At 41.2% G+C, this 19,630-nt stretch carries 21 protein-coding genes; 8 read left to right on the top strand and 13 right to left on the bottom strand.

Features of this window, described 5'->3' with window-relative positions; translation table 11 throughout:
• Positions 1 to 5: 5 nt before the first annotated feature.
• Positions 6 to 464, bottom strand: coding sequence for a division/cell wall cluster transcriptional repressor MraZ (gene mraZ / locus CWC02_RS02200; protein ID WP_054552739.1), 459 nt, complete (start codon positions 462 to 464; stop codon positions 6 to 8).
• Between the two features lie 274 nt (positions 465 to 738).
• Here mraZ and CWC02_RS20720 point away from each other — a divergent pair, with 274 nt between their 5' ends.
• From CWC02_RS20720 to CWC02_RS02180, 5 genes are all read left to right on the top strand, one after another.
• Positions 739 to 900: a hypothetical protein gene (locus CWC02_RS20720; protein WP_171043807.1), complete on the top strand. Its 162-nt coding sequence runs from the start codon at positions 739 to 741 to the stop codon at positions 898 to 900.
• Positions 901 to 923: 23 nt separating this feature from the next.
• On the top strand, positions 924 to 1,265 hold the full coding sequence (locus CWC02_RS02195) for a hypothetical protein (protein ID WP_054552740.1): 342 nt from the start codon (positions 924 to 926) through the stop codon (positions 1,263 to 1,265).
• 5 nt (positions 1,266 to 1,270) lie between these two features.
• A complete protein-coding gene (locus CWC02_RS02190) occupies positions 1,271 to 1,717 on the top strand; it encodes a hypothetical protein (protein ID WP_054552741.1) in 447 nt (148 codons plus the stop codon).
• Positions 1,717 to 1,965: a hypothetical protein gene (locus CWC02_RS02185; RefSeq protein ID WP_138616302.1), complete on the top strand. Its 249-nt coding sequence runs from the start codon at positions 1,717 to 1,719 to the stop codon at positions 1,963 to 1,965. The genes CWC02_RS02190 and CWC02_RS02185 overlap by 1 nt, the downstream gene beginning before the upstream one ends.
• Positions 1,966 to 2,054: 89 nt before the next feature.
• The gene (locus CWC02_RS02180) at positions 2,055 to 2,630 is read left to right on the top strand and encodes an AAA family ATPase (protein ID WP_138598832.1); all 576 of its coding nucleotides are present in this window, start codon (positions 2,055 to 2,057) and stop codon (positions 2,628 to 2,630) included.
• 41 nt (positions 2,631 to 2,671) lie between these two features.
• On the opposite strand, the gene CWC02_RS02175 is transcribed toward CWC02_RS02180, so the two are convergent.
• From CWC02_RS02175 to CWC02_RS02160, 4 genes are all read right to left on the bottom strand, one after another.
• Positions 2,672 to 3,643: a glutathione S-transferase family protein gene (locus CWC02_RS02175; protein ID WP_138616197.1), complete on the bottom strand. Its 972-nt coding sequence runs from the start codon at positions 3,641 to 3,643 to the stop codon at positions 2,672 to 2,674.
• 9 nt (positions 3,644 to 3,652) lie between these two features.
• Positions 3,653 to 4,495, bottom strand: a complete 843-nt coding sequence (locus CWC02_RS02170; protein WP_054552745.1) for a pirin family protein — start codon at positions 4,493 to 4,495, stop codon at positions 3,653 to 3,655.
• 97 nt (positions 4,496 to 4,592) lie between these two features.
• On the bottom strand, positions 4,593 to 6,242 hold the full coding sequence (locus CWC02_RS21040) for a sensor histidine kinase (protein WP_138616195.1): 1,650 nt from the start codon (positions 6,240 to 6,242) through the stop codon (positions 4,593 to 4,595).
• A gap of 194 nt (positions 6,243 to 6,436) precedes the next feature.
• Positions 6,437 to 7,402, bottom strand: coding sequence for a YihY/virulence factor BrkB family protein (locus tag CWC02_RS02160; protein WP_138598829.1), 966 nt, complete (start codon positions 7,400 to 7,402; stop codon positions 6,437 to 6,439).
• A 122-nt stretch (positions 7,403 to 7,524) separates the two neighbouring features.
• Between CWC02_RS02160 and CWC02_RS02155 the strand changes: the two genes are divergently transcribed.
• Complete coding sequence (locus CWC02_RS02155) at positions 7,525 to 8,604, top strand: mechanosensitive ion channel family protein (protein ID WP_138598828.1); 1,080 nt, start codon at positions 7,525 to 7,527, stop codon at positions 8,602 to 8,604.
• Positions 8,605 to 8,615: 11 nt separating this feature from the next.
• Here the strand turns inward: CWC02_RS02155 and tatA are convergent, their stop codons facing one another.
• Both tatA and agaR read right to left on the bottom strand, forming a co-directional pair.
• Complete coding sequence (tatA, locus tag CWC02_RS02150) at positions 8,616 to 8,771, bottom strand: twin-arginine translocase TatA/TatE family subunit (RefSeq protein WP_082389242.1); 156 nt, start codon at positions 8,769 to 8,771, stop codon at positions 8,616 to 8,618.
• A gap of 46 nt (positions 8,772 to 8,817) precedes the next feature.
• A complete protein-coding gene (gene agaR / locus CWC02_RS02145) occupies positions 8,818 to 9,582 on the bottom strand; it encodes a transcriptional repressor AgaR (RefSeq protein WP_138598827.1) in 765 nt (254 codons plus the stop codon).
• 159 nt (positions 9,583 to 9,741) lie between these two features.
• Here agaR and CWC02_RS02140 point away from each other — a divergent pair, with 159 nt between their 5' ends.
• Positions 9,742 to 11,073 (top strand): sugar MFS transporter, encoded by a 1,332-nt coding sequence (locus CWC02_RS02140; RefSeq protein ID WP_209327275.1) that lies wholly within the window; start codon positions 9,742 to 9,744, stop codon positions 11,071 to 11,073.
• A gap of 30 nt (positions 11,074 to 11,103) precedes the next feature.
• Here the strand turns inward: CWC02_RS02140 and CWC02_RS02135 are convergent, their stop codons facing one another.
• The 6 genes from CWC02_RS02135 to CWC02_RS02110 are packed head-to-tail and all read right to left on the bottom strand — an operon-like array spanning position 11,104 to position 17,806.
• On the bottom strand, positions 11,104 to 11,616 hold the full coding sequence (locus tag CWC02_RS02135; protein WP_138616193.1) for a hypothetical protein: 513 nt from the start codon (positions 11,614 to 11,616) through the stop codon (positions 11,104 to 11,106).
• Complete coding sequence (locus tag CWC02_RS02130) at positions 11,609 to 13,303, bottom strand: GMC oxidoreductase (RefSeq protein WP_138616191.1); 1,695 nt, start codon at positions 13,301 to 13,303, stop codon at positions 11,609 to 11,611. The genes CWC02_RS02135 and CWC02_RS02130 overlap by 8 nt, the downstream gene beginning before the upstream one ends.
• A gap of 13 nt (positions 13,304 to 13,316) precedes the next feature.
• Positions 13,317 to 14,480 (bottom strand): N-acetylglucosamine-6-phosphate deacetylase, encoded by a 1,164-nt coding sequence (gene nagA / locus CWC02_RS02125; protein ID WP_138616189.1) that lies wholly within the window; start codon positions 14,478 to 14,480, stop codon positions 13,317 to 13,319.
• Entirely contained in the window at positions 14,458 to 15,381 is a 924-nt protein-coding gene (locus CWC02_RS02120; RefSeq protein ID WP_054552753.1) for an ROK family protein, read from the bottom strand. The genes nagA and CWC02_RS02120 overlap by 23 nt, the downstream gene beginning before the upstream one ends.
• A gap of 17 nt (positions 15,382 to 15,398) precedes the next feature.
• Positions 15,399 to 16,517, bottom strand: a complete 1,119-nt coding sequence (locus CWC02_RS02115; RefSeq protein ID WP_138598822.1) for an SIS domain-containing protein — start codon at positions 16,515 to 16,517, stop codon at positions 15,399 to 15,401.
• Positions 16,518 to 16,540: 23 nt separating this feature from the next.
• Positions 16,541 to 17,806, bottom strand: coding sequence for a D-tagatose-bisphosphate aldolase, class II, non-catalytic subunit (locus CWC02_RS02110; RefSeq protein ID WP_138598821.1), 1,266 nt, complete (start codon positions 17,804 to 17,806; stop codon positions 16,541 to 16,543).
• A 273-nt stretch (positions 17,807 to 18,079) separates the two neighbouring features.
• Here CWC02_RS02110 and CWC02_RS02105 point away from each other — a divergent pair, with 273 nt between their 5' ends.
• On the top strand, positions 18,080 to 19,540 hold the full coding sequence (locus tag CWC02_RS02105; RefSeq protein WP_138598820.1) for a Gfo/Idh/MocA family protein: 1,461 nt from the start codon (positions 18,080 to 18,082) through the stop codon (positions 19,538 to 19,540).
• The last annotated feature ends 90 nt before the right edge of the window (positions 19,541 to 19,630 follow it).

The raw sequence follows: 19,630 nt of genomic DNA, 5'->3' as shown, positions 1-19,630 counted from the left end.
TGTCGTTAGAGTGAGAAGTTATCGAACTCAGGATTCGCCTCAAAATCACCTAGGCGTTCAATTTCAGTATCTTGGCGCATTTGTTCATGCCAACGATCTTCATCCCAAATTTCGAACTTGTTCATCAAGCCAACCAACATGATTTTTTTTCCTAGTTCTGCATGGGCTCGTAACGAAGGTGCCAGCAAAATTCGGCCATTTTTATCTAATTGATATTCTGTGGCATTGCCGAGCAACATTCGTTGCATGCGGCGAGCGCGTGGATTCATATTTGAAATTTTTAATAGTCGCTCTTCTATTTCAAGCCATTCGGCTAACGGGTATAACCACAAGCAGGGCTCGTTTAAAGCAACAGTGCAAATAACCGTTCCCTGATCTTCAGACAAGATCGCATCTCGGTACTTAGTTGGTACCGCAAAACGTCCTTTATCATCCAAACTCAGTGAGCTCGCACCCCGAAACATAACATGCCTTAAATTAGGTTATTTATTGTAACTGACTATCTCTGATCCAATTTGATCCACTAAAAACCACTTTTTACCACAGTGCTCCAGTTTAGGGCTTGACAAGCTATTTTGTCAAGTAACTAGATCATCTTCAGTGCCTTCTAAAGCCAGAAAAAATAAGGCCTCAAGCAAAGCCTCTGAATTACGTGGGAAAAAGTGGAAAACATTGAAAAAAATTTTTTTTCCAATTTTATTGGCAATCTAATGGGGAAAAATGGTTAATGAATAACCAATGAACAATTACAAAATTATCTTATTCTGTAATTTTTACTTAATCACCCTGCAAGAGTTACGAAAAACCACTAACCAAGAACGCAATAAAAAGAATAAACAACTGAAAATTATTGATTTTATATTTTGGTATGAAGGTTGCGATGAGTTAATCACCAATTAAATGGCAATTTTTAAGGAATGATTATGACTACCGCAACTTCAAAATCGAATTCAAGCACGGCAACAAGTAACAGTGCAAACTCGAACGCGGCTCAAGTAGAGGCGCCATTCACAGAAAAAGCGACAGAGGCAGCTCACCACGCAGTAGATGCATTATCAACACGCGCTGCTAGTGCTGAACATAGTGTACGTCAGGGTGCATCTAGCTCTGCTCAAACGCTTTCTGAAAAGCAAGCAATAGCACGCGCTAAAATTAATGAATACAGTGGTAAAACTCGTAAACTTGCATCAGAAAACCCACTTGCAACAGCAGGTATTGCATTTGCTGCAGGCATGTTAGTAACTGCACTTATTCGTCGTAAGTAATTGTTATGCAAACTTCTCAATCTACAGATGAGAAAACGCAAGATGCCACTGATCAGCCATTAAACGCTGATCAGTGGCAAGATCACCTTGCTAAATTATCTGACTACGGCAAACAGCTATACATTGACTATCGCAAACAAACTGGGACTTGCAAAAAGCTTGCAGCTGCTGAGTGGCGCTTATCAACACGTTCACTCGCCTTAACTATAATATTACTTGTCTGTTTTGCCGGTGGTTTAGTGTTACTTTGGGCTGGTTTACTTGCTACTGTCGGTATCGCGATATTCAGCTTTAGCCAATCATTGTGGTTAGCCGCTATTTCACTGATTGCATTACAATTGCTTTGTCTTGCATGGCTTTGGAAGAACATTGGTTATGTCAGCAGTAAAATAGGTTTTGATCATACGCTAAAAAGTATTCGTCAATTATTGAATATTAGTAAGGATGAATGATGTTAATTGATTATTTTATTAATAAACCGCAACACAGAGTAACTAAGCTAAGCCAGCAAATGGATTTACAAGATGAGCTTAAACGTCAACACCATCAAGCGTTCAAATACCGTTTAAAACGCTTTGCGGTAAGTAAAGTGGGTGTTGCCAGTGCCTTCACTGCGGGTATGGGTTATGAAGCACTTAAGAACTCAGACCACAAGGACAGTAAATTGAAACAAGTCAGCTGGTTACTGCGTTTGTTGTGATCATTATCATGTAATGTTTGCTTTTTACTTCTCTTTGCCACCTATTTTCATTACCTTAAACACAAACGAGCAATTTGTGAGGATGTAAGGTGAAGAAAAGGATTGTACTAACTGGTGGCCCTGGCGGTGGTAAAACAACAGCCATCGATCTATTAAGACGTGAATTTTCTAATCAAATTGTTGTTGTACCAGAATCTGCGACCATGCTGTTCAGCGGTGGTATAGAACGTGGTGATGCAACTCACCTGATCAAAGCTCACCAACAAGCTATCTTCAGCTTACAAAAACACCTTGAACATATTCAGCGAACCATGCACCCAGATCGTTTAATGCTTTGCGATCGTGGTAGTTTAGATGGGCTTGCCTATTGGCCCGGTGAGCAAGATGAGTTTTTTGAGTGTCTGAATACCAACCTACATACCGAGCTTAATCAATATGATGCAGTGATTTTTTTTGAAACAGCAGCGAAGTCTGGGCAAAGTATTCATTCTAATAACCCAGTTAGAAACGAATCTGATCAGCAAGCCATATTGCTTGATGACAAACTGCAAGCAGTTTGGTCTCAGCACCCTAATTTTAATTTAGTGAAAAGTTCTGAGTCATTTATTCAAAAGGTGATGTTTGGCATCGACACTATCCGCAAGGTCATGGATAGTTATAACTAACAGTTCAATCAAGTCATTAAACTGTTAGTTATCAAGGTTTATTAACCACGGTTATGAGACCGAGCGTAGTCTATATCAGGCCCTTTTGGCACAACTTGAGTTGGGTTGATCATGGTGTGGCTAAAATAGTAATGACGTTTTATATGATAAAAATCAACGGTCTTACTTACACCTTCAATTTGATATAACTCACGTAAATAGTTGCTGATCGCCGGATAGCTCTCAATAGTACGCAAATTACATTTAAAGTGGCCCACATAAACACTGTCGAAGCGAATTAAGGTGGTAAATAAACGCCAGTCGGCCTCAGTCAGTGTGTCCCCCACTAAATAACGATTAGCTGATAATCGTTGCTCAATTTTATCAAGAGCTGCAAAGAGATCATCAAAGGCTTCAGTGTAAGCTTCTTGCGTTGTCGCAAAGCCAGCACGATACACCCCATTATTGATATTGTGATAAACAAACTCATTAACTTCATCAATTTCAGAGCGCAACGATTGCGGATAAAAGTCGCGTTCATTACCTGTAAGGCCATTAAACGCGCTATTAAACATTCTGATAATTTCAGCAGATTCGTTACTAACAATACGCTGCGTTTTTTTATCCCAAAGCACGGGAACCGTAACACGACCAGAGTAATCGGCTTTGTTACGCGTATAAATTTGATGCATAAAGTCGCTATCGAAAAGTGCATCACCGGTGCTGTGATTGTCTTTATCAAAGGTCCAGCCATGCTCTAGCATGTCAGGACTGACAACCGACACACTGATATAATCTTCAAGGCCTTTTAAATGGCGAAAAATCAAAGTGCGATGAGCCCACGGGCAAGCTAAAGAGACATATAGATGGTAACGATCTTTCTCAGCTTTAAAGCCCGCATCACCGCTTTGCCCTGCACTACCATCTGCTGTAACCCAGTTGCGTAACTGGGCTGCCTCACGTTTGAACTCACCTTGATTGTTATCGGTGTCGTACCATTTATCTTGCCATTGGCCATTTACTAGTAATCCCACAATAACCTCCTATAGTGTGCCAAATTTACCTAGCTGATAGTCACGTACTGCTTGTTGTAACTCAGCTTGGGTTGTCATTACAAACGGGCCCATATGAGCGATTGGTTGCTTAAGCGGCTCACCGGCTAGAATTAACGCCCCTGCACCCGTTTGCGAGTTAAACTCAATGTCACTGCCAGGCTCTAAAATCAATAAGCTACCTGCTTTAACTGGTCCGCCCTGTTCAGTATGAATTTCTCCGGTATGGATATAGATCATCACCTTAGTTTGTGTAAGCGGTGTATGGTAAAACTGCGTACCAGCCGGTAAAGTCACATCAGCAAGCATGCCATCAGCGGCGAGATCTTGTAGGCTAGAGTCCTGCTTTTCACCTGCAAATTGCCAGCTTCCAGCTAATGCTTTTAGCTCAACACCTTGCTCATTTTGAGTCGTTGGTGCTGGCGCTTCAGTGGTATCTTGATATCGCGGCGCTCTTAGCTTCTCGGCACTTGGCATATTTAACCAAATCTGAAAGCCATGCATACCTTCTTTAGCATCTGCTAATGGCATTTCACTGTGGATCACACCAAAACCGGTACTCATCCACTGCACATCGCCAGCACGAATTGCTTTTTTGTTACCCATTTGATCTTGGTGCTCAAAGCCACCTTTAATAATATAAGTAAAGGTTTCGATACCACGGTGAGGGTGCGCAGGAAAGCCGCCCATAAAATCACTATGATCATCGGATTTAAGCTCATCGATCATTAAGAAAGGGTCTAAGTACTTGCCATCAAAACCTGGAATACGGCTGATGTTTACGCCATCACCATCTTGTGTGGCATGGCTATTTAATTGTTGAATCACTTTCATAACTTTACTCCCGTGAATTGTATGAAGTGATTTTAGGCGCTATTTTAACTAACAACCATGAGTAAAATAAGCACCTAACGTTCTATAAAAGCGAACACTAAAGAGGTTCTATATCATCGCTCTGCGTTATTTCATGCTCAGTTTGAAGATTTGGCAAAGTTAAATAAAAAGTGGAGCCTGTCTGTTCTTCAGATTCGAAACTAATCGAGCCCTTTAATTTTTGCGTAACTAAATTCATAACAGCATAAAGCCCTAGACCAGTATTTTTTTGGACACGCTTAGTAGTAAAAAAAGGATCAAATATTTTATCTTGAATATCTTCGCTTATGCCGCAGCCATTGTCTTTAACACTTATAAAAACATTATTATGTTTAAAACTTGCTGAAACTTCTATTTTTGCGCCTTCAATCTGCCCATCAAACGCATGAAAAAAAACATTTGAAAACAAGTTTGTCATAACGTGATTAAATGTTCCTGGGTAACTTTGAATTTTTAAATCATCGGGTATGTTAAAAATCACCTCAACATTTTTATTTTTAGAATCTGACTTAAACGACATCACAATATCATGCAGATGCGGATTCAAGTTAATTACCCTTAATTCATCACAATGCTGATCAGCGGCAATTTGTTTAAAGCTTGTTATCAATTCAACTAATCGATCTAAATTAGAATGAAGTAATAAGCTAATTTCTTCTGAAGTATGTACATATTTTTCAAGTGAGCCTTTACTAACGCGTTTATCAGCTAGCACTTTTCCCATCTTTTTATTTTCATCTTCAAGGTAACTGACAGCTGTTATACATATACCTACAGGCGTGTTGACTTCATGTGCTACCCCAACAACTAGACGACCTAGTGCTGCTGTTTTTTCTGCTTCCATTAAGTATTTTTGAGTCTTTGCCATTAAATCCATAGATTCTTTAAGCTGCAAGTTTTTCTCAGTCAAAGAAGATGTTTTTTCTGCCACTTCAGCTTCAAGTGAAGACACATATAAATGATTAAGTGATTTGCGCAAACGGCCGATAAAATACAGCACAATTAAAATGGTAATAAAGCAGCAAAAAGAGAAAAGCGACATCAAGTAGTGATCTCGCGTCGCAGTATGCAGATTTTGCTCGGTTCGATAATCTAACATAAACAAAAAGTTATTAATGTGACTCATTATTTCTGACTTTGCCAAAAAGTAATCATCACTATACAAACTCAGAATCGCGTCAATTTGCTCCTTTTCCATATTCTCGTCAGATTTATTTGCTAAAGCTTGAAAAGCAGCGTACTCAATTTTTGTTAAATCATTTGATGCTTTTTCTGCAAGCCGGATTTGTTGCATCTCCTCATCTGTTATACCAATGGAATTTAGCATAGCTTGGAGTGATTTTTTTTCACCGTCAGGAAATGGAGCCTTACCGTTATGAGGCATTAACATATCCCAATAAACACGGTGATAATCTTCTGGACGTGGAGCTTCACCATTGCGAATAGCTAGAATTTGGTTAAAAAAGTCTAAAAATTTAGTATTGCCTGTTACCGTATAAGCCCTTGCCATTAAACTTAATTGATCTGAACTTTGTCTGACTTGCTCAGCCAAAATATAAGACTGATACCTAACCTTAGTTTCAGCCTCTATGGTTTTTAAACTGCCATACATTAAATAAACTGACAAAGCCGTTAACCCAGCTAGAATTACAGCAACCAAATTAAGTAAAGATAAACGCTTAATATTAAGTTGGAGCTCTTTTTGCATTTCATGACCTATAAATATGATTACAGCTAGAGATCGCAGATTTAACTTTCTGACCTACTGATACGTAAAATCACAGTACGAGTCATAAAAACCAAAATCGAACTTTAGGATTAAATATTTAATAGAAGTCAATTCTAAAAATGTCAATTAGGGCCTAGGGGTTACCTTAAGTCTAGGAGTAACTCGACTGCGTCTTATTGCTCATTTTCTCGTTGTTTAATTGTCAATCTATCGGCCACGATCGCGCCGCGTTTCCCTACAGCTTTTTCTGGCCCAATAGTGCTATCAACTAGAGTTTGTTGCTCTGTACTGGCATTGATAGCCGCACCAAAAATGATGATATATGCGCTGATATAAAGCCACATCAACATGATCACCACACCACCTAGCGATCCATAGGTTTCGTTATAACTAGCAAATTGAGATACATAATATGAAAAACCAATTGATGCGATGATCCACATTAACGTAGCAAGTATTGAGCCCGGCGTGATCCAGCGCCATTTAGCTGGAGTTCGATGAGGCGCATAACGATATAAAAACGCTAAAGCGAGATTAAAAATAATGGCTAACAATGGCCAAGTAATGAGCTGAATCATTAAGTCGATAAGCTCTGTTAAACCAACTAAGTTGAGTACAATCGGTAAGATACCAATGATCAATAATGCCACCAGCGCAACTACAATAGCACCCAGAGAAAATAAAAAACGCACCACTAATGCCATAAAGAACTGACGCTTATTACGCTGATGATAAGTAATATTACAGGCGGTAATAAGTGCTTGGCAGCCTTTACTGCTACTCCAAATAGTTAATAGCAAGGTACCTATGGCACTTGCACTCAATACCTTATTTGACTGCTGAGTGATATCGCTAACTTGAAGCAAAATGATGTCACGACTACTTGCAGGTAATATCGCAATCACCTTATCTAACTGATCATGGATATCTGTGGGAGAAGCAAAATAGGCATATATGGATACAATAGCTGCCAGAGCAGGAAAAATAGCTAAAAGAGCATAAAATGCCACGCCTGCTGCTACAAAAGATAAATTGTCTTGTGATAGGTTGTGATAAACCCGTTTACTGATATCCCACCAACCTCGAATTGGGATTTCCATCGGTGAACGAGCTTGAAAACCGCGGTTACCATTCGCCATAAGTGACCCAAAGAATGACTGTGAAAAGTACAATGCTGCAAACAACTTGCCAGTAATTATGGCGCCTGAATTGCATTGAACTAAACTTATTGAAGCAACTTAAAGATCCATGGAGCGGTGCAATGAGTTATTATTTACTTACTGAAAATCAACTAGCTAACATTTTAACAGCATCAATTTCCATAGCATCTCAAACAATTTCTGAAAGCTTATCTTGGCAAGACTTAAACTTTCAAATTACGCAGTTTTTACATACTGCATGGCAAATGTTACCTGCACTGACACTTGGTATTGCGGCCATCATTATCTGTTACTTGTTGGCCCGCCCTTTATCTTATCTATTAATAAAACCGCTTGGCTTTGTCAGTGAAAGCAAACTTTTACATGTCGTTACGAGGCGCTTTTTTAGCATTATTATTATCTTGTTTGGAGTCTACTTATTTTTACGTCTAGCAGGGCTAACCAGCTTTGCTGTGGCTATTATGAGTGGTACTGGCTTAGTTGGGCTTATTTTAGGTTTTGCTTTTCGCGATATCGCCGAAAACTTTATCTCAAGTATGCTACTTAGCGTACAGCGCCCTTTTCGTATTGATGATGTTATTGAAGTAGATGGTCGTTTAGGAGTAGTTAAAAAGGTTACGGCGCGCGCCACTACCTTGGTTGACTTTGACGGTAATCATATTCAAATTCCCAATGCGACCGTATATAAGAACGTTATTAAAAACCTCACCGCAAACCCAAAAATGCGGGGCCACTTTAATGTTGGCATTGGCTACGATAATGACATTCGCTATGCCCAGCAATTAGCAATGAAAGTGGTTAATCAAAACCCTGCTGTTATTAATGATCCGCCAAGCCAAGTACTTATTAATTCATTAGGCTCAGCAACTCTTAATCTAACCATTTATTTTTGGGTAAATAGTAACGAACACAGTACTATCAAAGTGGCCTCACAATTGATGCGAGAGTTGGTCAATACTTATTTAGCGGAGCAAATAAGCATGCCGGATGATGCTCGCGAGCGAATTATTTTAAATAGCGAAAACGATACCGAACAGCCAAACAATAATGTAAGCGCAGAGCTAAAAACAGCAAAATCACTTGACGACCATAGCCTTGATGATGTTAGCAGTGATGCCGATGATATCCGCGAACAAGCAGATCAATCTCGCGACCCAGAGCAAGGTAATAACATTATTTGAGACAAAGATTATCAGGCTTCGTCTTTGGGTTTATCTTGCATTGCACGTTTAAACCCTTTAATTGATGTCCCTAAGTCACCACCGATCCGTGACAGTTTTTTTGTGCCAAATAAAAGCACCACAATTGCGGCAATAATAGCTAATTGCCAAACACTTATTCCTGCCATAATAACCTCCTTAAGGTTTAGGTAATTTGTCAGTATGCTACTAGCTCTAAACAGTGATTACGTCGATCCCCAAAGCAACCAATGACTCAACAAATTCAGCTGGCATGTTTTTATCGGTTACTAGCACATCGATTGATTTTAGTGGTAATACATTATACAAAGCCCGTTTACCAAATTTACTTGAATCAGTTACAGCAATCACTTGATCTGCACGTGTGCACATTGTTCGGTTTAACATTGCTTCAGGCTCATAATGGGTGGTGATCCCCGCTTCAGGATCTATGCCATCCACTCCTAAAATAACCTTTTTGAAATTATATTTACTGAGTGCTTGTTCAACTTCATTTGAGTAAAAAGACATTGATTTCTTGCGCAATTGCCCACCCAGCATAAATACATTGGCATCGTCTATATCAGCTAGTACATGTGCGATATTGAGGCCGTTTGTCATCACGGTTAAGTCTTGTTTGTTGATCAATGCTTTCGCGACTTCTTCGGTTGTGGTGCCCGAATCAATAATTAGTGAATCGCCATCATCAACTAAATTTGCAACAGCTTTTGCCAGTAGAACTTTCACAGCATAATTTTCGTTATGCTTATCTTTAACTGATAACTCTTTGACCAATTTATCACAAGCAATTGCGCCGCCGCGAGAACGAACAACCAGACCACGCTTGCCCAGTTCGTTAAGATCATGGCGAATACTAACCTCAGAAATATCAAAAGTTTTCGCAAGATCTTTAACATTTACTTTGCCATTTTCCTCGGTCATCAGAACGATTTTTTGTCTTCTTTCTATTGTGGTTAGCATAGCTGGCCTGTTGTTTATATAGCTGCTTTCAAATTCGTAGTTCAATATTACACAATTTACAGTTTCAAAGCCAAGCTTAGTTTCGAAATAAAATAAAACTTTCAAAACTTACGAAAAATGTTTTATCATTAATCTACCGTTAACTTATTGATGACAAAAATGACAACACAAAGCTCACTATTAGAGCAAACAGAACACACCAACCGTACACAATTACTACCTATGTTGATCATAGGTGGCTTGTTTTTCTTATTTGGCTTTATAACTTGGCTCAATGGATCTTTGATTCCATTTCTACAAATGGTCTGTGATCTCAACCATATTGAAGCTTACATGGTGACATTGGTGTTTTATATCGCCTATACCGTCATGGCACTGCCGAGCGCTAAGATATTGAAATTATTTAGTTATAAGCATGGTATGTCATTTGGTTTAGGCACCATGGCATTTGGCGCGTTGTTGTTTATTCCTGCCGCACAAATTCAGGCTTATTGGTTATTTTTGGTTGCCTTATTTACTTTAGGAAGCGGCCTCACCTTATTACAAACCGCTGCGAATCCTTACATCGTGCTAATTGGTTCTAAAGACACGGCAGCCGTACGCATTAGCATCATGGGTATTCTCAATAAGAGCGCAGGTGTGGTTGCTCCATTGCTCTTCTCTGCGATTGTATTTAGCGACATTGCCAGCTTTAGCCCTGAAGCTCTCGCCCAATTGAACAGCATTCAAAAGCAATTGCAGTTACAAGAACTGGCTAATCGTTTAATTACTCCTTACTTTGTAATGGCAATCGCATTAGCGATATTAGCGGCGTTGATTATGCTGGCTCCATTACCTGATATTGAGCAACCAAAAACTAGCAACAACAGCGAGAGTAAATCAGTACTGCAATTCCCACACTTGGTTTTAGGCGTGATAGCTCTATTCTTTTACATAGGCGCAGAAGTTATTGCCGGCGACACCATTGGCCTTTACGGCAAAGAACAAGGGGTATTGCAGTTCGCTGAACTCACCTCTTACACCATGGGCTTTATGGTGCTAGGTTATGTGTTAGGTATCGTGTTAATTCCTCGTTTTTTTAGTCAGCAACAGGCGCTGATATTTTCCGCGTTAAGTGGTTGTGTGTTTTCACTTGGCATCATTTTGATTGATCCGCAACAAACTGCGATTGCAAACGTAGTGCTCTTTTGGCTTGCTGATAACAGTTTTCCAGATACCGTGTTATTTGTTGCATTACTTGGCTTATCGAATGCGCTAGTTTGGCCGACCATTTGGCCTATGGCCCTTGCAAATCTCGGCGATAAAACTCAAACCGGCGCGGCATTACTGATTATGGGGATTTCTGGTGGCGCTCTATTGCCTTTGGTATACGGTGTGTTTGCAGAATATACAGGCAATGCACAACAAGCTTACTATCTGTTGATCCCTTGCTATGCGTTTATTCTTTATTACGCACTAATTGGTCACAAACTAACAAGTTGGCGTAAGTAACGAGATAGGCAGGCTTAGTTATTTTAATTTTTAACTAGCCTGCAATTTTTCTGATGTGAAATAGCCCAGTAGCAAAAATTCACGCACAGTAAAAATACACTTATAAATTAAATACTCGTCACGCTTATCAGGGCTCACTTCTGAAAAAGGTAAGGCTTGCTGCGCTATTATGCGCTGTTGCTGCTGCGAAGAGATAGTAAATAAACTTGTGAGTTTATTTGCTAATTGCGACGATGAAAGAACACCTTCTGCAATCAGCTCAGCGCCTTTTACACATGCCGTACGTTCAGTCAGAGTTAGTGTATTTGCTAGCATTAAATCTGTGAAAGCGACTAAATTAAAATACAGCTGATCATTTGGCTCTAGCTCTAAAATAACAGCCTGCATTTGCGTGACCACATCCCGATGCGCCGCAGCTTTAAGCACCTCAAAATGATTGTCATCCACTTTATCAAATAGCTGAGTCGCAGCCACTGGCGTAATAGCCGCACCGAATAATGCAGCTAAACATTTAATGGCATTTCGCCTTTGTAGATCAGCCATGAAACACCCCGTTTTGATAATGCCGTGCAGCATGATCCGCGGCTCTTGCAGTAAATGCCATATAGGTTAACGAAGGGTTCTGATAACCCGACGAGCACATAAACGAGCCGTCAGTGACATAGACGTTACGCACACTATGAATTTGGTTATAACGATTAAGCACTGAGGTTGTAGCATCATGTCCCATGCGCGCAGTTCCCATTTCGTGGATGGCTTGCCCCGGCGCAGAGCCTTTGTCGTACGCTTGTACATTTTGATAACCTGCTTTGCTTAGCATCTCGACGGCTTGCGTTTTCATATCCTCGCGCATGCGTTGCTCGTTTTCAGCAAATTGGCAATCAAAATTAACTAAAGGTAGCCCCCATTGATCTTTTAATACCGGATCTAAGCTCATTTTATTACGATGATAAGGCAGGCATTCACCAAAGCCTATTAATGCAACTTGCCAAGGCCCAGGTTTGGCAAGCTCTTCTCGAAAAGCCTTACCAAAGCTAAGTTCTTTAAAGCCCCGTCGCCAATCTTTGCGTGTTGCGTATCCTTGATAGCCATAGCCGCGAATAAAGCTATGCTGCTCGCTATCATTAAGATTTCGAAAACGCGGAATATGAAAGCCAACGGGTCTGTCGCCATCATTAAAGTCATCAGCAAAACCTTTTGGTTCACCCGTTGCGCCAACCCTAAAATGGTGATCCATGAGGTTATGGCCAAGCTCTCCACTATCGTTCCCTAAGCCATTAGGGAAGCGTGCAGAGGTTGAATTTAATAACAAGGCTGTTGTAGCCACCGTTGATGCGCAGCAAAAAATAATCTTAGCTTTCGCGATACACTCTTTTTTAGATTCAGTATCAATTACTTTCACACCTGTGGCTTGCCCGCTTTCTGGATTGTAAATAATCTCTTTAGCAATGGAGTGAGTCTGAATAGTGAGTCGTCCAGTACGCATCGCTGCAGGTAAGGTCGAGGCTAAACTACTAAAATAACTACCGGTTGGACAACCTCGCATACAGCGGTTGCGCTTGCTGCATGGAGCACGACCTTGCTCAGGCTTGGCCTTAGTTAAATGCGCAACTCGCCCGATGGTGAGGTGACGGTTAGTGTAGTGAGTTAATAAACTTTGTTTAAGCTGCTGCTCTACGGCATTAAGCGCAAAAGGAGGTAAGTAAGGTCCATCTGGTAGCTGAGGTAAGTTCAGCGCTTCGCCAATAACCCCGATGTAGGCTTCGACTTTATCGTACCAAGGCGCAATATCTTGATAGCGCACAGGCCAATCAACACCGTGACCATCTTGTTTGTTGGCTGCAAAATCTATATCACTGAGGCGCAAGCATTGTCGCCCCCAAGTTAATGAGCGCCCACCAAGATGATACCCTCTGATCCAATCAAAACGCTGTGATTCTTGATAAGGGTGCTGCAAATCATTCACAAACCAGTGTTTTATTGATTGCTTGGTGGCATAGCCAGTGCGTGCTTGTTTAGCTTGATTCTGCTTTTCTAGAAGGCTGGGCCTGTCGCGAAAAGGCAGTTGCCAATCTTCTTTAAACGCAGTGATATAGTCTGTACCGTGCACAACCTGTCTGCCACGTTCTAGTAGCAGTACATTGAGTCCTTTTTCGGTCAGTTCTTTAGCAGCCCAGCCGCCAGTAATGCCACTGCCAATAACAATGGCATCGAATACTTTTGCCTGCATTCTCACTTAACTTTTAAAAGATTTGCTTACCCGCACAGATCGTTGCTTGAACAGAAAAGTCTTTATCGAGCAGGGCAAAATTAGCCTGTTTACCTACCGCAATACTGCCTATTTGCTCCGCTTTATTTAAAAACTCAGCGGGTACTAAACTGGCCATGTTAGTTGCTTCGACTAGGCTTGCGTCGGTTAGGTTATAAAAACGTTCAATGCCAACTTCCATGGTTAATGTACTGCCCGCTAAAGAGCCGCTCTCAGTTCGCGCAACACCTTGCTCAACCACAATAGGAAGCTCACCTAAGCGGTAGCGACCATCTTGTAAGCCTCCGGCGCTCACGCAGTCTGTGATCAGAGCAATTTTATCCGCCCCTTTTAAACGGTAAACCATGTTCATGATGCTCGGGTGCAAATGAATACCATCAGGAATAAGCTCAACCATGGCATCGCTGTCCATCAACAGTGCCCCCGTACAACCAGGATCTCGATGATGAATACCGCGCATACCATTAAAAATATGCACACCACCGCAGGCTCCATGGGCAAGAGCTTGTGTTGTTTGCTCAAAATTAGCATCTGTATGACCCAGCATCACACGCACACCTTTATCGGTGATATAGCGGATCATGTCGGGGGATTTAAGTAGTTCTGGCGCTAACGCAAATGAGCTTAAGCAACCTTCACATGCGGCATAAATTTCATCAAATCGCTGTTTAGTAAGCTCTAAAAAAAATGACTCGTTATGCGCGCCTTTATGCGCTTCTGCAAAGAATAAACCTTCGTTATAAGCCCCTAGCAACTGCGCCCCAGCCAAGCCTTTTTGATAGGCACTCGCCATATTTTTATAAGCTTGAATTGAGACGTCCCAGTCTGCAGTCACCGTTGTGCCAACAAACCCCGTTACGCCGTGCTTTGCTAAAGACCGAGAAATAGTCTCTAACGACTCTGGCGTGCCGTCCATAATATCGCAGCCTTCACGACCATGAATATGCAAATCGATAAAGCCCGGAAATAAGCTATGCTCACCTAAATCGATTACTTTAATCTCTGGCTCAATTTGCGTGGTAATAGCACTAATTTTACCTCGCTCGACCAAGACCGCATGATCGAGTAAAACCTTCTCAGCAGTCACCACTTTTGCGGCTTTTAAGTAATAGCGATTAAGATCCGTTGGAATTAGCATGAACACTTCCTATTATTGCAGCGCCTCTTACGCCGCTAGAATCACCAAACTTTGCACGCTTCACGTCGGGCACGGCAAAACCTGAAAATAAATGAGTTTGAATCGCATCAGGGAGCTTTTCTACTATTGCATCAATGAGCGACAACCCCCCGCCAAGTACGATAACTTCTGGGTGCAAACTTTTACTAATGGCAGCAAAGGTTTCGCCAAGAATATCTAAGTAACAGGCGAGCACCTTTAAGGCTTGCTCATCACCTAGCTTAATATCGTTTGCCCATTCAATCGCTGATTTAGGGGATTGCGTAATATGTTGATACAGAGTTTGTACACCGGGCCCTGCAATATAGCTTTCTACACAGCCATTTAAACCACAGCCACATTTTAAAACGGGCAGCTGATATTTTTGTTGCAGATACGCAGAAAGCGGTAAATGACCATATTCTCCCGACATACCTAAACCTTGGTTAAACAAAGTGCCATCAATACACATACCACCCGCCGCACCTGTACCAACAATGGCACCAAATACTCGGCTATAACCTTCACCGGCTCCGCCATTTGCTTCTGATAAAGCAAAACAGCGGGTGTCATTTAATATCGCAACAGGGCGCTTTAATAATGCTTGTAGGTCGTCGGCAATCACCTTACCTGTGGCACAAGGCACATTGGCAGATAACACTTTGCCAGCCTCATTAATGATACCTGGCATACCGATGCCCACCGCACCTTGGCTACTTGTTAATTCATCGGCCTTTAGCACCTGCTGATATATTGCCTGCAAAAATTGCTGATAATCATCAGTTGGCGTAGTAATACGCCAACTCTGCTGTTGCTCTAAATTATTATTAAAAATGGCGGTTTCTATTTTTGTTCCACCAATATCGAGTCCATAAACAGCCATACTCTACCTAACACTTTCTAACAAGAAGTTAACGGGTAAATAGTTACCCCTTGTACAACACGGTTAACTTCGCCCGTTGGGCAAGGATTGTCAGGTGTTAAACCGAGTGAGATTGATTTAAAAAATGCAAAAATCTGACAATAAACAATATAATACAGACCTTGCCACACATCATCCAGCGGTTGCTGCTTTGTACCTACCGATAATTTTTCTATGCGCAGGCATTGCTGTTCATTGACTAATTCATTATATAAATCAGTATCATATAAACTGCTGTATAGATTTCCTGATGACATCAATAGTACGGCAGTTTTGGTATTAATAATGGTTTTCGGGCCATGCCTAAAACCCAAAGGCGTTTCAAAATAACTAATTAATTCACCATTTGTTAACTCTAAACACTTTAATGCAGCTTCTTTGGCGTAGCCAAGTAAAGACCCGGCTCCTAAAAACACTAAGCGCTCAACGTTACTTTGTGCAAAACGCTTAATGTCATCAATTTGCGTATCGAGTAGCTGATTAGTATGCGCCACAACTTTTTCTAATTGAACGCTATCTGGAGTAAAAATACACAGTGTTGAAATCAGCATTGAGGTAAAGCTACTTGTCATTGCAAAGCTCTCATCAAGTGTTTCTTTTGGCATTATCACACTTAAGCTATTGCTTTTAACTGATGCGCTTTTAGCTAACTCACCGTTTTCATTACAGGTAATAACCAAGTGATAACATTTATCAACGACTTGCTCTACAATATCGACCGCTGCGACACTTTCAGGGCTATTTCCAGAGCGCGCATAAGAAATAAGTAAGGTTGGCGTGCCCTTTTGTAAAAAACCATATGGGTTTGAGACAATATCAGTGGTGCTGACAGCACATACGTCCAAATCGGTTTTCGCAGTTAAATGAGGTGTTAAAGCCTCGCCCACATAAGCTGATGTACCAGCGCCTGTTAAAACAACTTTTAAGTTATTAAGTGCTAAAATCGGCGCTAAAAAATCATTAATCTCAGCTCGCTTGTTATCAATCACTGATGCCGTATTACACCATGATTTGGGTTGTTGTGTGATTTCTCTTGCGGTCCAATAAGCGTTCTGTTGCTTAAGTTCTGTTTCGTTTAAGGATAAAAACTGTGTCATATTAAATTCTCTCTCAACACCACTTATTGATTACAAGCAAGCGAATAGCTATTCGTCACTTCCATTATTTTGTTAAGTACTAACTCACGCGGTGATGAGTTAATTTGGCCCTTAGTTAATGCTTTGTATTGCATTGGCATAAATTGGCTAAGTAAGGTCTGTGGAATAATTTGCCCTTCTAAGTTCTCAAACAGCGTTTCTACTGTTTGTTTTATCTCATCTTCAGGCCAGTAATAACGGATGCGATCGCTATAACTATAAGCCCTAAACAGCTTAGCTTCAGCACCCTGCGATGGGTAAAACTTATTCCAATAATGTGGTTTTTCTAGCATGATGCGCTCACAGACATCACGTAAATTAGAACGCTTAGCAGGTTCAACTAACTGATCTTCAATATAAGTTAAAGCAAATAAACCTTCGCGTAGTGCATAGGTAAGCTGTGGCCCCACTTTTAATATGGCAAAGTGATCTTGTACTAACTCGCGATAGCAATGATCTGGCTGGTAATCAGTAGAGTGAGCTTCATACACAAGATTATCGACAGTAGTGATAAACTCTTTCAGTTTTTGCGCTTCATTAGGTTGATAATTAAAAACTTGATGATTATCAAACTCAACCCCCGGCTGCACAACAACAGCAATAACACGCGACCACACGTCACTTATGTTTAAGCTAGCAAATGCTGCCTGATGTAATTCGATTGTTTGCTGTACCCCTTCAACATGGGATACTTCAATAATTTCATGCTCTTCTGTTGCCCCACCCGGAGGAGGAACTTCAGTACCAACCACATACAGAATATCGTTATCTTTTGAGACCGACTCGGCAGCTTGGCACATCAATGCTGCACGCTTGGCAATTTCTGCATCAGCTAAACGTTCTCCATCGTCAGCGCATGGCATGCTGGCATCTAGATGAATTTTTTTAAAACCCGCACTCGCATAGGCTTTAACAAGTTCAACAGCTTTTACCATCGCAACCTCTGCAGGCTCATTCACCCAACACACAGGACCTAGGTGATCACCACCTAAAATAATGCGCTGGGTATCTAAACCCACTTTTTCGGCTATTGCATAAACAAATTCAACAAAGTCATGAGGCTTCATACCCGTGTAGCCACCAAACTGATTAACTTGGTTTGCCGTAGCTTCAATTAAAATTTCAGTGTCATCATTAAGAGCTTGCAACATCGCTGCTTCGATAACGAGTGGATGCGCGCAGCATACAGAGTAAATTCCCTGCGCTTGCCCTACTCGATTGTTATTAATAATCGTTTTTAATGCATTCATGGTTCTCTCCAAGCAGCTTACATCAAAGGTTAGATACGTGATTTGAAATTACAGTAGCACACAGCGAAACACCACGCAACAAAATGAAAGAAAACGAAAGTGCAAATCAAAGCTAAAATTTGACCTAAAAAACCATAAAAAGGCATTAATGGTAATACAGCCACCAATTTGAAAGATTTTGAAAGCATTTAATTGTAATTAACTTTTAGTTGCGATATAACAGAAACAACTGAAACCCACTATTAAAATAATCTCAGTGATTTAGGTATCGTTATGACAATAGATAGACGTAGTTTTTTAAAATCTGCCGCAGCCATTACCGCCGCGACAGTCGTGACTGGCTGTGCGAAAAGCCAACAAGGTGATAATCAAAGCACACCTCTTGCAGCACAAGGTAAAAGCGTAATGGGCTTAGCTGTGCCTGCAATGGATGTGGTGCGTGTTGGTTTTATTGGGGTTGGTCAACGTGGTAGCGGCCATGTGAAACATCTTTGCCATATTGAAGGTGTTGAAATCAAAGCTATTTGCGACACAGATAAGCTAATGCTAGATAAGTCTGTTAATTATGTTATTGAAAAAGGCTTACCTAAACCAACTGCTTATACGGGTTCAGATAAAGCCTATTTAGATATGCTCGCTCGTGATGACATCGACATTGTGATCATTTCAACGCCTTGGAAATGGCACACACCGATGAGTGTTGAGACCATGGAAAGTGGTAAACATGCCTTTGTTGAAGTACCTGCAGCAACCACCATGGAAGAGTGTTGGCAATTAGTAAACACCGCAGAGCGCACGCAAAAGAACTGCATGATGATGGAAAACGTTAACTACGGCCGTGACGAGTTAATGGTTTTAAACATGGTTCGTAAAGGCGTATTTGGTGAGTTATTGCATGGTGAAGCAGCTTATATTCATGACTTGCGTTGGCAAATGAAAGAAATTGACCGCAGCACAGGCTCATGGCGTACTTATTGGCATACCAAAGTAAACGGTAACTTATACCCAACCCATGGTTTAGGCCCGGTTTCTCAGTATATGAACATCAACCGTGGTGACCGCTTTGACTTTGTTACTTCAGTCAGCTCACCTGCGCTTGGCCGCGCCGCCTATGCAGAACGTGAATTCCCTGCAGGCCACGAGCGTCGTTCACTAAAATTTACTGCTGGCGACATGAATACCAGCATTATTAAAACAGTGAAAGGTCGTAGCATTATGGTTCAGCACGACACCACAAGCCCTCGCCCGTACAGCCGCCATAACCTAATTCAAGGTACTAATGGCACATTTGCAGGATTCCCTAATCGTATTGCTCTTGAAGATGTGCCACCAGCTATCGCGAAAATTTACCAACAGCAATATGAAGCAGAGCTCGCTGCCTGGGAGAAAGCAGGTTCACAGGGTCGTAAGCCACATATGCAAAACTTCCATAGCTGGGATCAAGATATGGAAAAATGGCGTGCTGAGTTTGATCATCCACTGTGGAAACGCATGGGTGAAGAAGCAGTACGTAACGGTGGCCACGGCGGTATGGACTTCATTATGCTTTGGCGCATGATCTACTGCTTACGCAATAATGAGCCACTCGATCAAGATGTATACGATGCCGCAGCATGGTCATCAATCTTCCCGCAAAGTATGGCATCGGTTGCTGATAGAAGTAACAGTAAAACAATTCCAGACTTTACCCGTGGCGCTTGGCAAACAGGAAAGCCTCTAGGAATTGTGTCTTAACACTTTCTCTCCTGAAAAACTAAAAGCCCGCCCTTTGCCCTGCGGGCTTTTTTATTTCATTGTTCACTCCCTTTAGAGCTTTACTCTATA

This window comes from Pseudoalteromonas sp. S2721 (assembly GCF_005887425.1).
Lineage (GTDB): Bacteria > Pseudomonadota > Gammaproteobacteria > Enterobacterales > Alteromonadaceae > Pseudoalteromonas > Pseudoalteromonas simplex.
This window is presented reverse-complemented; position numbering and strand designations above follow the sequence as displayed.

Coding starts and splice junctions, on each gene's coding strand:
- mraZ (WP_054552739.1), bottom strand. CDS start 464: ATGTTTCGGGGTGCGAGCTCACTGAGTTTGGATGATAAAGGACGTTTT.
- CWC02_RS20720 (WP_171043807.1), top strand. CDS start 739: ATGAACAATTACAAAATTATCTTATTCTGTAATTTTTACTTAATCACC.
- CWC02_RS02195 (WP_054552740.1), top strand. CDS start 924: ATGACTACCGCAACTTCAAAATCGAATTCAAGCACGGCAACAAGTAAC.
- CWC02_RS02190 (WP_054552741.1), top strand. CDS start 1,271: ATGCAAACTTCTCAATCTACAGATGAGAAAACGCAAGATGCCACTGAT.
- CWC02_RS02185 (WP_138616302.1), top strand. CDS start 1,717: ATGTTAATTGATTATTTTATTAATAAACCGCAACACAGAGTAACTAAG.
- CWC02_RS02170 (WP_054552745.1), bottom strand. CDS start 4,495: ATGAAAGTGATTCAACAATTAAATAGCCATGCCACACAAGATGGTGAT.
- CWC02_RS21040 (WP_138616195.1), bottom strand. CDS start 6,242: ATGCAAAAAGAGCTCCAACTTAATATTAAGCGTTTATCTTTACTTAAT.
- CWC02_RS02160 (WP_138598829.1), bottom strand. CDS start 7,402: ATGGCGAATGGTAACCGCGGTTTTCAAGCTCGTTCACCGATGGAAATC.
- CWC02_RS02155 (WP_138598828.1), top strand. CDS start 7,525: ATGAGTTATTATTTACTTACTGAAAATCAACTAGCTAACATTTTAACA.
- tatA (WP_082389242.1), bottom strand. CDS start 8,771: ATGGCAGGAATAAGTGTTTGGCAATTAGCTATTATTGCCGCAATTGTG.
- agaR (WP_138598827.1), bottom strand. CDS start 9,582: ATGCTAACCACAATAGAAAGAAGACAAAAAATCGTTCTGATGACCGAG.
- CWC02_RS02140 (WP_209327275.1), top strand. CDS start 9,742: ATGACAACACAAAGCTCACTATTAGAGCAAACAGAACACACCAACCGT.
- CWC02_RS02135 (WP_138616193.1), bottom strand. CDS start 11,616: ATGGCTGATCTACAAAGGCGAAATGCCATTAAATGTTTAGCTGCATTA.
- CWC02_RS02130 (WP_138616191.1), bottom strand. CDS start 13,303: ATGCAGGCAAAAGTATTCGATGCCATTGTTATTGGCAGTGGCATTACT.
- nagA (WP_138616189.1), bottom strand. CDS start 14,480: ATGCTAATTCCAACGGATCTTAATCGCTATTACTTAAAAGCCGCAAAA.
- CWC02_RS02120 (WP_054552753.1), bottom strand. CDS start 15,381: ATGGCTGTTTATGGACTCGATATTGGTGGAACAAAAATAGAAACCGCC.
- CWC02_RS02115 (WP_138598822.1), bottom strand. CDS start 16,517: ATGACACAGTTTTTATCCTTAAACGAAACAGAACTTAAGCAACAGAAC.
- CWC02_RS02110 (WP_138598821.1), bottom strand. CDS start 17,806: ATGAATGCATTAAAAACGATTATTAATAACAATCGAGTAGGGCAAGCG.
- CWC02_RS02105 (WP_138598820.1), top strand. CDS start 18,080: ATGACAATAGATAGACGTAGTTTTTTAAAATCTGCCGCAGCCATTACC.